At 65.3% G+C, this 12,463-nt stretch carries 12 protein-coding genes; 8 read left to right on the forward strand and 4 right to left on the reverse strand.

Annotated elements, in window-relative coordinates; translation table 11 throughout:
• The first annotated feature begins 283 nt into the window (after positions 1 to 283).
• From AC0L28_RS23230 to lpxK, 6 genes are all read left to right on the forward strand, one after another.
• Positions 284 to 1,627, forward strand: coding sequence for a TldD/PmbA family protein (locus AC0L28_RS23230; protein ID WP_473480427.1), 1,344 nt, complete (start codon positions 284 to 286; stop codon positions 1,625 to 1,627).
• Positions 1,614 to 2,423: a 3'(2'),5'-bisphosphate nucleotidase CysQ gene (locus tag AC0L28_RS23235; RefSeq protein WP_128176847.1), complete on the forward strand. Its 810-nt coding sequence runs from the start codon at positions 1,614 to 1,616 to the stop codon at positions 2,421 to 2,423. Before AC0L28_RS23230 ends, AC0L28_RS23235 begins: the two co-directional genes overlap by 14 nt.
• A gap of 76 nt (positions 2,424 to 2,499) precedes the next feature.
• Positions 2,500 to 2,745: a DUF4170 domain-containing protein gene (locus AC0L28_RS23240; RefSeq protein WP_023802307.1), complete on the forward strand. Its 246-nt coding sequence runs from the start codon at positions 2,500 to 2,502 to the stop codon at positions 2,743 to 2,745.
• Positions 2,746 to 2,750: 5 nt separating this feature from the next.
• A complete protein-coding gene (locus AC0L28_RS23245) occupies positions 2,751 to 3,539 on the forward strand; it encodes a lysophospholipid acyltransferase family protein (protein ID WP_128170771.1) in 789 nt (262 codons plus the stop codon).
• Positions 3,536 to 4,852 (forward strand): lipid IV(A) 3-deoxy-D-manno-octulosonic acid transferase, encoded by a 1,317-nt coding sequence (waaA, locus tag AC0L28_RS23250; protein WP_473480429.1) that lies wholly within the window; start codon positions 3,536 to 3,538, stop codon positions 4,850 to 4,852. Before AC0L28_RS23245 ends, waaA begins: the two co-directional genes overlap by 4 nt.
• A gap of 1 nt (position 4,853) precedes the next feature.
• Positions 4,854 to 5,882 (forward strand): tetraacyldisaccharide 4'-kinase, encoded by a 1,029-nt coding sequence (gene lpxK / locus AC0L28_RS23255; RefSeq protein ID WP_287175759.1) that lies wholly within the window; start codon positions 4,854 to 4,856, stop codon positions 5,880 to 5,882.
• Between the two features lie 107 nt (positions 5,883 to 5,989).
• Here the strand turns inward: lpxK and AC0L28_RS23260 are convergent, their stop codons facing one another.
• Both AC0L28_RS23260 and AC0L28_RS23265 read right to left on the reverse strand, forming a co-directional pair.
• Positions 5,990 to 6,223 (reverse strand): DUF2093 domain-containing protein, encoded by a 234-nt coding sequence (locus AC0L28_RS23260; RefSeq protein WP_027153867.1) that lies wholly within the window; start codon positions 6,221 to 6,223, stop codon positions 5,990 to 5,992.
• Positions 6,224 to 6,369: 146 nt separating this feature from the next.
• Positions 6,370 to 7,293, reverse strand: coding sequence for a LysR substrate-binding domain-containing protein (locus AC0L28_RS23265; RefSeq protein ID WP_473480431.1), 924 nt, complete (start codon positions 7,291 to 7,293; stop codon positions 6,370 to 6,372).
• A gap of 90 nt (positions 7,294 to 7,383) precedes the next feature.
• Between AC0L28_RS23265 and AC0L28_RS23270 the strand changes: the two genes are divergently transcribed.
• Positions 7,384 to 8,277 carry a DMT family transporter gene (locus AC0L28_RS23270; protein WP_473480433.1) on the forward strand — a complete coding sequence of 298 codons (894 nt, stop codon included), beginning with the start codon at positions 7,384 to 7,386 and terminating at the stop codon, positions 8,275 to 8,277.
• Between the two features lie 234 nt (positions 8,278 to 8,511).
• Here AC0L28_RS23270 and mutL read toward each other — a convergent pair whose 3' ends face one another.
• Positions 8,512 to 10,371 carry a DNA mismatch repair endonuclease MutL gene (gene mutL, locus AC0L28_RS23275; protein ID WP_473480435.1) on the reverse strand — a complete coding sequence of 620 codons (1,860 nt, stop codon included), beginning with the start codon at positions 10,369 to 10,371 and terminating at the stop codon, positions 8,512 to 8,514.
• Between the two features lie 80 nt (positions 10,372 to 10,451).
• Positions 10,452 to 11,354, reverse strand: a complete 903-nt coding sequence (locus AC0L28_RS23280) for a LysR family transcriptional regulator (RefSeq protein ID WP_473480437.1) — start codon at positions 11,352 to 11,354, stop codon at positions 10,452 to 10,454.
• Positions 11,355 to 11,458: 104 nt separating this feature from the next.
• Here AC0L28_RS23280 and AC0L28_RS23285 point away from each other — a divergent pair, with 104 nt between their 5' ends.
• Complete coding sequence (locus AC0L28_RS23285; RefSeq protein ID WP_473480439.1) at positions 11,459 to 12,451, forward strand: zinc-dependent alcohol dehydrogenase family protein; 993 nt, start codon at positions 11,459 to 11,461, stop codon at positions 12,449 to 12,451.
• The last annotated feature ends 12 nt before the right edge of the window (positions 12,452 to 12,463 follow it).

A 12,463-nucleotide genomic window follows, 5' to 3' on the forward strand; every position in this document is an offset into this window, starting at 1 on the left:
TAGCGGTTTCGGCCAGGTGCTGATCATGCGTGGAAAGGAACACAGGCGTTACCGCAATCGAGCGTCCATTTGTGGTCGGAGCACGGCGCCAATGGGCTATCGGCCAGTCCGAAACTGCCGCGAAGCAACCTTTGAGGCCCGCTTCGATCATGCCGCCCAAAACCGGGTGTCTGCTGGCCGATCTGCCCCGCTTGCCACTTCTGCCATTGCACAAGCCACATCAGAACAATAGATGGTGCGGAGCGGCCGCCCCTTATGTCAGGCGGAAAACAGGACTATGCGCATGACCGATACGCTGGACTCAGCGAAATTGACCGACCGGGTCGCGGCCCTGGTCGAGGCTGCCAAACGGGCCGGCGCCGACGCCGCCGACGCGGTTGCGGTGCGCGGCCGTTCGACCGGCGTGTCGGTGCGGCTTGGCAAGGTCGAGGGCACCGAGGCGTCCGAGAGCGAGGATGTCTCGCTGCGCGTCTTCGTCGGCAAGCGGGTGGCGAGCGTCTCGGCAACCGCTGCCTCCGACCCGAAAGCGCTGGCCGAGCGCGCCGTGGCGATGGCGAAAGTCTCGCCGGAAGATTCCTACCAGGGCCTCGCCGATCCGGCCTTGCTGGTCAAGAAGCCGCGCGACCTCGATCTGTTCGATCCGACGGAAGTCTCGGCCGACCAATTGAAGGAAGCGGCGCTGGCCGCGGAAGCGGCAGCCCTTGCCGTCAAGGGCGTTACCAATTCGGCCGGCAGCGGCGCCAGCGCCGGGCTTGGCGGGCTGGTGCTCGCCACCTCGCATGGCTTCGTCGGCCACTATGTCGCCTCGCGCTTTTCGCGCTCGACCAGCGTCATCGCCGGCGAGGGCACCGGCATGGAGCGCGACTATGAATACTCCTCGCGCCAGCATTTCTCCGATCTCGACGCGCCCGAGGACATCGGCCGCAAGGCCGGCGAACGCGCGGCGCGGCGCATCGGCGCGCGCAAGGCGGCGACGGGGCCGGTCGATGTGGTGTTCGACCCGCGCGTCGCCCGCGGCATTGCCGGCCATCTCGCCGGCGCCATCAATGGCGCCTCCGTCGCGCGCAAGACCAGCTTTCTGCGCGACATGATGGGCAAACAGGTGGCGGCGGCCGCGATCACCGTCACCGACGAGCCGCTCCGGCTCCGTGGCCAGGCGTCGCGTCCGTTCGACGGCGAAGGCATCGAGGGTGAAAAGCTGCTTATGGTCGAGAAGGGCGTTTTGAACCACTGGTTCCTGTCGACCTCAGTCGCGCGGGAATTGGGGCTGACCACCAACGGGCGCGGCTCGCGCAACGGCTCCTCGGTCTCGCCGTCATCGACCAATCTTGCCATCGAGCCGGGCGAGCGGACGCCCGAGGACCTCATCAAGTCGCTCAAATCAGGTTTTTACGTCACCGAGGTGTTCGGCCAGGGCGTCGACATGGTGACTGGCGAGTACAGCCGCGGCGCTTCCGGCTTCTGGATCGAGAATGGCGAGCTCGCCTATCCGGTTGCGGAAGTGACCATCGCCTCGAACCTGAAGACGATGTTCCTCAACATGGTTCCGGCGAGCGATCTCGATCGCAATTTCGGCACCGCCGCACCAACGTTGCTGATCGAAGGTATGACCCTTGCCGGAGCTTGACCAGGTCGCCTCCGCCGCCGGGGCTCGTGAGGATCTGCCGCTGCTGCGCGACGCTGCCCGCGAGGCGGGCGCCATCGCCATGCGCTATTTCGGCAACAATCCGCAAGTGTGGATGAAGGGCGGCACCTCACCGGTGAGCGAGGCCGATCACGCCGCCGACGCCTATCTGCGCCAAACCTTGCTTGCAGCGCGGCCGGACTATGGCTGGCTGTCGGAGGAGACGGCCGACGATCCGGCAAGGCTTGCCGCCCGCCGCACCTTCGTCGTCGATCCGATCGACGGCACGCGCGGCTTCCTCGAAGGCCTGCGCTCCTGGTGCGTCAGCGTCGCGGTGGTCGAGGACGGCCGCACGCTTGCCGGCGTGCTCGAATGTCCTGCCACGGAGGAGACCTATTGGGCGCTGCCAGGTGAGGGGGCGTTCCTGAATGGCCGTCGCATTGCCGTGCGCCGCCCGGCAGCGATGGTCGAAATTGGCGGGCCGAAGCCATTGATCGCCCTGATGCCGGCGGAATGGCAGGGCCGGCTGAGCCGCGTGCCCTATATTCCCTCGCTCGCCTATCGGCTGGCGATGGTCGCCAATGGCAGGCTCGACGCGACCTTCGTCAAACCCAGCGCACATGACTGGGACATCGCCGCGGCGGATCTCATTCTGCGCGAGGCCGGCGGCGCATTGCTCGACCAGAAGGGCCGCGCACCGCGCTATGCCGGCGAAGTGATCCAGCACGGCGCGCTGGTCGCCGGCAGCGGCGAACTGCTCGCCGTCCTCTCCGCCGTCGTCGCAGGGCTGGACGATTGAACATGTCATCAATGGTTCCAAAGTCGGCGGCTTTGGTCTAGACCTGTCACAAACTCACGATATGTGAAGGACCGACATGACCGCGGAAGACGGAAAGAAGCAGCTTTTGCACCTGGTGTTCGGCGGCGAACTGAAGACGCTTGGCGGAACAGAATTCCGTGATCTCGAGACGCTCGATATCGTCGGCATCTATCCAGATTATCAATCCGCGCAAACGGCGTGGAAAGCCAAGGCCCAAGCCAGCGTGGACAATGCCCACATGCGTTATTTCGTCGTTCACCTGCACCGGTTGCTCGACCCCGAAAACAAGCCTGCCGGTTGACATGGATGGATCATGAAGGCGTGAAAGGGCCGGCCACGAGGTCCGCGGCAAGGCGGCGCCGCGGTGGCACCCCGAAGACATTCTGGCGCAAGATACGCGAACCGCTGGCGCAGTCGCGATTCGTCAAGAACGCCATCGCCAGCCTGTTTGCGCAGTTCGTTCGCCTTGTCCGCCTGACCAACCGGGCTGTCGACGGATCGGCGCAGATGTCGGGCGGCGCCTACTCGCAGTTCGAACCCGCCATCATCGCGCTGTGGCACGGCCAGCATCTTCTGACACCGGCCTACTATCCCGGGGGACGGCCAGTGGTCGCCATGGTGTCGCGTAGCGCCGATGCCGAGCTCAACGCACTGATGATCGAGAAATTCGGGATCGAGGCGGTGCGCGGCTCGGGTGGACGCGAAGGCTCGAAGCGTCGCGACAAGGGCGGCGCCAAAGCGCTGATCGCCCTGAAAAAGTCACTCGCCACCGGCAAGAACGTCGCCATGATCGCTGACATTCCGCATGGCACGCCGCGCGACGCCGGGCTTGGCATCGTTCTCCTGGCGCGGCTTTCGGGCCGGCCGATCCTGCCCGCCGCCATCGCCACCAGCCGCCGCAAGGTGCTGGAGCGCAGCTGGGACAAGACCACGATCAATCTGCCGTTCGGCCGCTCCTCGATCGTGCTTGGAGCGCCGGTGTTCGTTCCGGCCAATGCCGACGAGGCTGAAATGGAACGCAAGCGCCAGGAGGTCACGGCCGCGCTCAACGCCGCGACCGCCGAGGCCTACCGCCTCGTGGATGGCCCAAAATGAGCGAGCGCTGGGCGCGCACTTTCCTGACGGCGTATCGTTTCGCAGGCGCAGCCGCCTATCCCCTGGTCGGGCCCTATGTCGCCTGGCGCACCTCCAGAGGCAAGGAAGATCGAATTCGCCGGCGCGAGCGCTATGGCATCGCCGGGCGCGAGCGCCCCGAAGGGCCGCTGATCTGGATCCATGCGGCGAGCGTCGGCGAGACGATCGCCGTCGTGCCGCTGGTCGAGAGCATCCTCGATTACGGTGTCAACATCGTGCTGACGACGGGGACCGTCACCTCCGCTCAGGTTGCCGAGGAACGGCTCGGCGACCGCATCATCCACCAATACGTGCCGCTCGACCTCAAGCCGGCGGTCAGCCGCTTCCTCGACCATTGGCGGCCGGATCTGGCGATCATCGCCGAATCGGAGATCTGGCCGATGACCATCCTCGAGCTCGGCGCACGGCGTGTGCCGCAGGTGCTGGTCAATGGCAGGCTGTCGGACCGTTCGTACAAATCCTGGAAGAAGCGCGCCAATATCGCCGAGGCGCTGTTCGAGAATCTCGCCCATGTTGTCGCCCAGTCGGATGTCGACGGCGAGCGCTTCCTCTCGCTCGGCGCCCGGCCGGTCACCGTATCCGGCAATCTCAAGGTCGACACCACGCCGCCGCCGGCCGATGAAAGGGCGCTGTACACGCTGAAGCGCCAGATCGGCGCCCGCCCGACCTGGGCGGCGATCTCGACCCATGACGGCGAGGAGGCGGTCGCCGCCGAGGTTCACGCGATGCTGCACAAGCGGCACCACGGTCTTTTGACCATCGTCGTGCCGCGCCATCCCGATCGCGCCGAAGCGCTTGCCGCGCAGATTTCCGGCATGGGCCTGAAACTCGCTCGGCGCAGCAAGGACGACCGGATCATCGCCGATACGGACATTCTGCTCGGCGACACGATGGGCGAGATGGGGCTTTATCTCCGGCTGACAGAGATCGCCTTCGTTGGCCGTTCGCTCACCTCGGAGGGCGGCCAGAACCCGCTGGAGCCGGCCATGCTCGACACCGCGGTGCTGGCCGGCCGCAATGTCCAGAATTTTCGCGAGACCTATCAGCGCCTGCTCGACAGCGGCGGCGCCAAGCTGGTGCGCGACCGCGACATGCTGGCCGGCGCCGTCAATTTCCTGTTGACCAACGAGGTGGCTCGCCACGAGATGATGGCCGCCGGTGCGGCGACTGTCGAAGAGATGCGCGGCGCGCTGGCGCTCACCTTGAAATCGCTCGAACCCTACATTCAGCCTTTGGTCGTCAAATCGCGCCTCAAGGGCGCCAACGGCCGTTAAGATGGCCAGCGAAGCACCCCCCTTCTGGTGGGAAGAACCGGACTGGCGGGCGCTGGCGCTGGCGCCGCTGTCGGCTGTCTATGCGCTGGTTGCCGGCCGCCGCATGCGCTCAGCGGCGCGCGAGAAGATCGAGGCGCCGGTGCTTTGCGTCGGCAACTTCACCGTCGGCGGCACCGGCAAGACGCCGGTGGCGATCGCACTGGCCCGGCAAGCGAGGCGCATGCAGCTCAATCCAGGTTTCCTGTCGCGCGGCCATGGCGGTTCCTTTGCGCGGCCGCATGTCGTCGATCCGCACCATGACGCCGCCAAGCATGTCGGCGATGAGCCGCTGCTGTTGGCTGCGCACGCACCGGTCGCAGTGACGCCGAACCGTGCCGCCGGCGCCCGCCTCCTGCTGGAAAAGCATGGCTGTGATTTCCTGATCATGGATGACGGTTTCCAGAGTGCGCGCATCCACATCGACTACGCGCTGGTCGTCGTCGACGCACGCTACGGCGTCGGCAACGGCCGCGTCATTCCTGGCGGTCCGCTCAGGGCTGGTATCGTCGACCAACTGGTTTTCACCAGCGCGTTGCTGAAGATGGGCGAGGGCCTTGCTGCCGATGCCGTCGTTCGCCAGGCGGCGCGCGCCGGCCGGCCGATCTTCGAGGCGCATACGCGGCCAACCAGCAAGGCGGGGCTGGCCGGCAAGCGATATCTGGCCTTTGCCGGCATCGGCCATCCCGAGAAATTCTTCGACACGGTCCGTCAGGCCGGCGGCGAGGTTGCGCTGGCCCGGTCGTTTCCTGACCATCATTTCTATGGCAAGGACGAACTGGCCGAACTGGCAACGACAGCGCGAGGTGCCGGACTTGGCCTCATCACCACCGCCAAGGACGCCGCCCGGCTGCGCCACGATGCCACGTCGGCCGATTTCCTCGGACAGCTCGATGTGCTGGAGATCGACACCGTGTTCGATCCCGACCACGTGCCCGAACGCATCATCGTCGAGACGCTGGATGCCTGGCGGCAGCGCAAGCTGCAGGGCTGATCCAGGGGCTTTCGAGAGTCGCGACGGCAGAACCTTTTGCGGAATGCCGGCAGGCAGAGGGGGCGCGAAGGACCGTTACAGATCGGGTCTCATTCTGCGTAACCGGTTTAGCGCCGGCTGCGCAGTTCGGGATGTGCCTCGATCTCGCGGCGCAGCGAGGCCGCGGCACTCACATAGGGCTCCTGCCTGGCGACGCTCCAGTATTTGAGCTCATCGAGCGGGATGCTTTCGCCGGTGACCGCACAGCGCACGAAGGCGCCGGGGCTGGTCACCTGGAAGTCGCCGTCCAGGTAGCGGATACGGGCTTCCTTGCCGCCGGGGCCTTCAAAGCGATTCATCATGACATGGAGCCAAGGTTCATGACGATGTCATCGCCACAAAATGCCGGCAAGGTCAAGCTCCGAGCGAGGCAAGATTGGCTTCAGTCGGCTTCGTTTCGAACGGCAACCAGCCGGGCAGGCCGGCAAAGTGGATGCCCCGCATCCTACTACTCGGCTGCGATGAAATCCTCGATCTTTTCCGCCGCCAGTCCGGCTTGGGCCGCGATGCGCCGGGCAAGCTCGGCTGCGGCGGCGCGCGGGCGCCCGATAGGCCGGTCGAGCCAGTAGGATATCGGGCTGAGGACGACGCGCTCGTCGACGGCGATGATACGGCCAGACTTCAGTTGATCCTCGGTCATCGGCGGCCGCGCCAGCGCGATGCCGAGACCATGGGCTGCGGCGCCGAGCACCAGATTGTAGTCCTCGAAACGGCGGTCCTGCGGACGCGGGCGGTAATCGATGTCCTGTGCGGCAAACCAGGCACGCCAGGCCGAGGCGTCGGAATCGTTGATCAGCGGGAATTTGAGCAGCCGGGCAGGGTCGCCTCGGCCGATCTCGCGGGCGAGGTCCGGCGAGGCGACCGGAAACACATGTTCCTCGAACAGCTGCACCGAGACGCGGCCGGGGATGCGGCCGCGTCCGCAGCGGATCGACAGATCGATGCCCTCGTCGGCAAGGTCTGCCTGGCGGATATCGACGTCGAGCACGATGCGCAGCCTGGACGGATTGTTTTCCAGCGCCGCCATGCGCGGCATCAGCCACAGCCCGCTGACCGAGGGGATCGAGGTCAGCCGCACCACGGCGGTGCCGCGCGGCTCAATCCAGCGGTCCGAATTGCTCGATATCAGCGCGAAGGCCTCGGTGGTGCGCAGATGCAGGCGGTTGCCTTCGATCGTCAGCGAGACTCCACGCGCGCCGCGATCGAACACTTTCAGCCCGAGCCAGTCCTCGAGCTTGGCGATCTGCCGGCTGACGGCGCCATGGGTGAGATTGAGTTTTTCGGCAGCGGCCGAAAAGCTGCCCGTCCGTGCCGCGGCGTCGAAGGCGCGCAGGGTTTCGAGCGGCAGCATCGCGTCTGAGCTGTGATCCATAATCACAGCTGACCCTCGATTTGGTCGTTTGTCAACCGATCAGGAAAGGCGCTTTGTATGTTTGAGGACATGAAACGCGGGAATAATGAAATGAACGCCTGTACGGGCACGTTGAATACGACACAGCGGATAGACACCACGGCGGCCGTTGCGGTGGCTCTGACAGTGGTCGGCTGGGCCTCCGCCTTTCCGGCGATCCGCGCCGGCCTCGTCGCTTTCGGGCCGCTGGAGCTCGGCGCGCTGCGCTTCGCCATCGCGGCGGTGCCGGCGGCGATCTTCCTCGCCGTCAAGCGGCCGGCGCTGCCCCGGCTCGATGAATTCTGGCGCTTTGCCTTCGGCGGCGCCGTCTTCGTTGCGCTGTATACGGCGATGCTCAATTTCGGCGAGCTGACCGTTTCGGCGGGTGCCGCCGGCTTCATCATCAATGTCAGCCCGATCTTCACCGCGATCATGGCGATGGCGCTGCTTGGCGAACGCTTCTCGGGCCTGGCCTGGGCCGGCACATTGCTGTCCTTCGCCGGCATCGGCATCATCGCCATGGGCGAGGGGCAAGGGTTGCATTTCAACAATGGCGCGCTGCTGGTCCTCGGCTCGGCGCTGTGCTCGGCGGTCAACACCATCGTGCAAAAGCCGCTGTTTGCCCGCCATCATCCGCTGACCATTTCGGCCTCGAACATGCTGCTCGGCGCGCTCTGTCTGCTGCCCTTCCTGCCGAACGGCCTGGCGCAGGCGGCAGCTGCCGATACCGCCGGTCTCGGCGCCGTCGTCTTTCTCGGCATCGTGCCAAGCCTCATCGCCTACGCCGCCTGGGCGACAGCACTTTCCCGGCTGCCGGCGGCGCGCGCCTCGAACTTCCTTTATCTGGTTTCCCCGGTGGCGACGCTGATCGGCTTCTTCTGGCTGGGCGAGGTGCCGACGCTGCTCGGCATTCTCGGTGGCGCGCTGGCGCTCGGCGGCGTGGTCGTGGTGAATTTGAAGCGGTGAATCAGAGGGTTGGAGGTTTGCTTGAATCATAGACAGCTGTTTCGAACGGCTCTTTATGATTTCCCCTCTCCAGTTTGCTTCGCAAACCACCTCTCCCCACTTCGTGGGGCGAGGAAGTTTTCTGGGGTCGCGGCCTTGGTGATTGGTGTTTCCTCGCCCCCATTTTAATGGGGGAGGTGGCCGCGAAGGGCCGGAGAGGGGGCTACGCCGTCACAACTGAACAGCTCAGTCCCTTCACCGCCGCCCGAACAGTCTCTCAATGTCGGCGAGCCTGAGCTCGATATAGGTCGGGCGGCCGTGGTTGCAGGTGCCGGACCCGGGCGTCGCCTCCATCTGGCGCAGCAGTGCGTTCATCTCTTCCGGCTTGAGCAGGCGGCCGGAACGCACCGAGCCGTGGCAGGCCATGGTCGCGGCTATCCTGTCCAGCCGCTCTTTCAGCGTGTCGACGGTGTCGTTGTCGGCGATCTCGTCGGCAAGGTCGCGCACCAGCTGCTGGACATTGGTTTCGCCGAGCATCGACGGCGTCTCGCGCACCGCGACCGCACCCGGGCCGAAGCGTTCGACGGCGAGGCCGAAGCGGGCCAGTGTTTCGGAATGCAAGGCGAGCCGCTCTGCATCCTCTTCCGGCAGATCGACGATCTCGGGCAAAAGCAGCATCTGCGACGGCACGGCGCGTGAATGCAATGCGTCCTTCAGTGCCTCGTAGACCAGCCGCTCATGCGCCGCATGCTGGTCGACGATGACAAGCGAATCCCTGGTCTGCGCGACGATATAATTCTCGTGCACTTGCGCCCGTGCGGCGCCCAGCGCCATGCCGAGCAGGGTCTCCGCCGCTTCGTCCTGTCCGGCGCGCGCGTCGGCGCTGTGCAGCGAACCGGCATCGAACGCCGCCTGATCGTTTTCGCCGAAGCCGCCATTGGCAAATCCTGCATCCAGCGGCCGTTGCGGCGAGCGGGAAGGATCGAAACCGGCGAAGCCGGAGGCCCGGTAGGCGGCTTCGTAGCTGCGATGGCCGTTGGCCGGCCCGGCATGCGCATAGGACGCCGCGCCCGGCCGGAATGCCGCCATCATGCCGGCCGCTCCTGATGTGGCGGCACGGATGCCGGCATTGGCCAGCGCCTCGCGAATGGCGCCGACGATCAGCCCGCGCACCAGCCCCGGATCGCGGAAGCGGACGTCGGCCTTGGCCGGGTGGACATTGACGTCGACGATGGCCGGATCGAGCGTCAGGAACAGCACCGTCACCGCATGGCGGTCGCGCGGCAGCACGTCGGCGAAGGCGCCGCGGATGGCGCCAGCGATCAGCTTGTCGCGCACCGGCCGGCCGTTGACATAGGCATATTGCTGCAGCGCGTTGGCGCGGCTGAAGGATGGTATCGACACGTGGCCGGCAAGATGCACACCGTCGCGCATGGCGTCGATGGCGATCGCGTTGGCCGGAAAGTCGGCGCCCATCACTTGCGCGACGCGGCGCAGCCGGCCTTCCGCGCTGTCGTCGGTCGCCGGCAGTTCCAGCGTCGAGCGGTCGGAACCGGCCAGCGTGAAGCGCACGGCCGGGAAAGCGATCGCGATACGCTTGATCACGTCGCTGGTCGCCGAGCTTTCGGCGCGCTCGCCCTTCATGAATTTGAGCCGCGCCGGCGTGGCGAAGAACAGGTCGCGCACCTCGACCGTGGTGCCGCGATTGGCGGCCGCCGGCTTGACGGCGGACACGCGCCCGCCCTCGATACCGATCTCGGCGGCGCTGTCGCCGTTGGCGGTGCGCGAGCGGATCGACAGCCGCGCCACCGAGCCGATCGACGGCAGCGCTTCGCCGCGAAAGCCGAGCGAGCGGATGTCGTGAATGTCATCGGCGAGCTTCGAGGTGCAATGGCGTGCGATCGCCAGCGGCAGTTCCTTTTCCGGGATGCCCGAGCCGTCGTCGGTGACGCGGATCAGGTTCAGCCCACCGCCGGCGGTGACGATCTCTATTCTCCCAGCGCCGGCATCGAGTGCGTTCTCGACCAGTTCCTTGACCACGCTTGCCGGACGCTCGATGACTTCGCCGGCGGCGATCTGGTTGATCATCGTTTCGGAAAGCTGGCGAATGGGCATGGGGGTACTATACGCGGATTCGTCGCCCAAGCGGGAGGGGCGAATTCAGGAATCCGCGCCGCTCACCGTGCTCCTGCATTTCACGTCATCAGCCTGGGCAGTGCCGCTGCCAGCGCGTCGACGGCAAGGCGGACCTTCAGCGGCAAGTGAGGCGTCTGCAGCCAGAGCGCATAGGCGTCGTAAAGAAATCCCGGCTGTTCCGGCAACAGCACGACAAGTGCGCCGGCCTGAATGCGCTCACGGACCAGCCAGTATGGCAGCCAGGCGAGCCCCATGCCGGCTGCCGCAGCATCGGCGATCGCAGCGAGGTCGTCGAGCCGTAGCCGGCTGACCGGCATGACCTCCAGCGCACGCTGGCCATCACGCGGAAACAGCCACGGTTGAACGACACGGCCCGAACGGCGGTAGATAATGGTCTGGTGGCTGCCGAGATCCTCTACCCGCCGTGGCTGCCCGTGCATCTCGAGATAGGATGGCGACGCGCAGACGACCATGCGCTGGCGCGCGACGCGACGCGCAATCACGCCGGCCTGATCCTCCAGATTGCCGGTCCGGATGGCAAGATCGCAGCCATCCTCTGCAAGATCGGCGATGGGATCGCTGAAAGACAGGTCGAGTTCCAGAGCGGGATATCGCTGCGCAAGCTCCAGCAGCATCGGGGCAACGCAGCGCCGGCCGAAGTGTACGGGCATGATGACGCGCAGCTTTCCGCGTGGTTCGGAAAGTTGATCGGTCGCCAGTGCATCCGCAGCTTCGGCTTCAGCGAGTACCATCCGGCAGCGCTCATAGTAAGCGCGCCCGAAGTCGGTCAGGCTCTGGCGGCGTGTGGTCCGGTTGATGAGGCGCACACCCAGACGCTCCTCGAGAAACCGGACATGCTTGCCGACCATCGGTCCGGACAGATCGAGAGCGGCAGCAGTCGCCGCGAACGAGCCAAGATCGACGGTTTTGACGAACACGGCCATGCTCGTAAGGCGATCCATATTCAAAACTCCCAGTTTCTACTGTCTTGCCAAAGCAAGCATTTATCTGCCGGAATGCCGATGGCATAGCGTATTCGGTTCAAATATTTTGGAGTTATGGCCGCATGGCACGTGTTGTTCGCTTTCATGAGCATGGTGGTCCCGAGGTTCTGCGCATCGAGAATCTCGATATTCCCGCGCTCGGTCGCGGCGAGATTCAGATCCGGGTCAAGGCATTGGGTCTCAACCGGGCCGAGGCGCTGCTGCGTTCGGGCACTTATATCCAGACGCCGCCGTTGCCTTCCGGTCTTGGCCTTGAGGCAGCGGGTGTCGTCGAAGCGGTCGGCGAAGCCGTGCACGGTTTTGCGCCAGGTGACGCCGTCAGCGTCGTGCCGCCATTATCGATGGCCCGCTGGCCCGCCTATGGTGAGATCGCCACATATCCCGCCCATCTCGTGGCCAAGCACCCGCCATCGCTTACCTGGGAAGAGGCGGCAGCCGTCTGGATGCAATATCTCACCGCCTATGGCGCACTGATCGACATTGCCAAGCTCAGCAGAGACGACTTCGTCGTCATTACCGCGGCATCGAGCAGTGTCGGACTTGCCGCGATCCAGATTGCCAACATCGTTGGTGCGACCGCGATCGCGGTGACGCGGACATCTGTCAAGAGAGAGGCCCTGCTCAAGTTCGGGGCGGCCCATGTCGTCGCTTCAGCGGACGAAGATCTGGAAGCCCGGCTGAAGGAAATCGCCAGTCCGGACAACATCCGAGTGGTTTTCGACGCAGTCGGCGGCCCGATTTTCGAACCTCTGACGGCGGCGATGGCACGGGGTGGCATTCTCATCGAATATGGCGGCTTGAGCCCCGAGCCGACGCCGTTCCCGCTGTTCGATGTGCTGGCCAAGACGCTGACGCTGCGCGGCTATCTCGTCCACGAGATCACTGGCGATCCGGTGAAGTTGGAAGCTGCCAAGGCGTTCATCCTCGACGGATTGATGTCGGGTTCGCTAAAGCCGGTAATCGCCAAAACCTTTTCATTCGAGCAGATCGTCGAAGCGCATCGCTTTCTCGAGTCGAACGAGCAATTCGGCAAGATCGTCGTGACGGTTGATTGAGCATTAATGGGA

This window comes from Mesorhizobium sp. WSM4847 (assembly GCF_055811335.1).

Bases quoted from the DNA above. Each gene is read 5' to 3' on its own strand.
- AC0L28_RS23230 (WP_473480427.1), top strand. From the start codon at position 284: ATGACCGATACGCTGGACTCAGCGAAATTGACCGACCGGGTCGCGGCC.
- AC0L28_RS23240 (WP_023802307.1), top strand. From the start codon at position 2,500: ATGACCGCGGAAGACGGAAAGAAGCAGCTTTTGCACCTGGTGTTCGGC.
- AC0L28_RS23245 (WP_128170771.1), top strand. From the start codon at position 2,751: ATGGATCATGAAGGCGTGAAAGGGCCGGCCACGAGGTCCGCGGCAAGG.
- waaA (WP_473480429.1), top strand. From the start codon at position 3,536: ATGAGCGAGCGCTGGGCGCGCACTTTCCTGACGGCGTATCGTTTCGCA.
- lpxK (WP_287175759.1), top strand. From the start codon at position 4,854: ATGGCCAGCGAAGCACCCCCCTTCTGGTGGGAAGAACCGGACTGGCGG.
- AC0L28_RS23260 (WP_027153867.1), bottom strand. From the start codon at position 6,223: ATGATGAATCGCTTTGAAGGCCCCGGCGGCAAGGAAGCCCGTATCCGC.
- AC0L28_RS23265 (WP_473480431.1), bottom strand. From the start codon at position 7,293: ATGGATCACAGCTCAGACGCGATGCTGCCGCTCGAAACCCTGCGCGCC.
- AC0L28_RS23270 (WP_473480433.1), top strand. From the start codon at position 7,384: ATGAACGCCTGTACGGGCACGTTGAATACGACACAGCGGATAGACACC.
- mutL (WP_473480435.1), bottom strand. From the start codon at position 10,371: ATGCCCATTCGCCAGCTTTCCGAAACGATGATCAACCAGATCGCCGCC.
- AC0L28_RS23280 (WP_473480437.1), bottom strand. From the start codon at position 11,354: ATGGATCGCCTTACGAGCATGGCCGTGTTCGTCAAAACCGTCGATCTT.
- AC0L28_RS23285 (WP_473480439.1), top strand. From the start codon at position 11,459: ATGGCACGTGTTGTTCGCTTTCATGAGCATGGTGGTCCCGAGGTTCTG.